Consider the following 602-nt stretch of genomic DNA (forward strand, 5'->3'; position numbering starts at 1 on the left):
AGAAAGAGTGGGTTTTTTCGATAATAAAACGGGTATAGCCTGTTTGTAATAACGGTACAAAGCTATCTGGTTCATAAACATAGTGTTTGGTGTAGTTTTCTTTTTCTTTGTTTGATCGTTGCGACTCCCAAATCATCAAGTCACCATCCCAACCAAATAAGGTTAGACTATCCTCAGTGGCATTTTTAGCTCCATCTTCAACGAATAAAATCGGTGTTGGTTTGATTAACATAGTCTTTGAACTGAGAAATTGAGCCATGACTTTGCAGTAGGGTCGCCAAAGCCATTACATATTTATAAGCATTGAGTGCTTTTTCAGTTTTTAATACACTCAATTGATTCTGTGCATCAATCACTTGGCTCGCTGTCCCCATATCTTCTTTAAATGACAATTGCTGAATACGGAGATTTTCGAGCGCAGCTTGTTCATTTTGTTGTAAAAGTTGGTTGGATTGTTGGGCTGTACTTAACTCACTATAAGATTTGTAAATAATATTCTCAATCTCTTGTTGGGTACGTGCAGTCATTAATTCAGTTGCATATCGCTGCAATTCAGCAGCTTGTACATTTTTATTTTTATCAATGCCTGAGAATAAGTTGTA

2 protein-coding genes are annotated in these 602 nt (G+C 36.4%); both read right to left on the reverse strand.

Annotated features, from left to right (window positions below):
• Window positions 1-232 (reverse strand): hypothetical protein (locus FLQ44_RS16995; RefSeq protein WP_206208942.1); only part of this gene is annotated, 232 nt, incomplete at its 3' end.
• A partial coding sequence (locus tag FLQ44_RS17000) for a TolC family protein (protein WP_170253017.1) occupies window positions 198-602 on the reverse strand: 405 nt, incomplete at its 5' end. The genes FLQ44_RS17000 and FLQ44_RS16995, both read right to left, overlap by 35 nt.

Source organism: Vogesella mureinivorans (assembly GCF_007644035.1).
GTDB classification, from domain to species: Bacteria; Pseudomonadota; Gammaproteobacteria; order Burkholderiales; family Chromobacteriaceae; genus Vogesella; species Vogesella mureinivorans.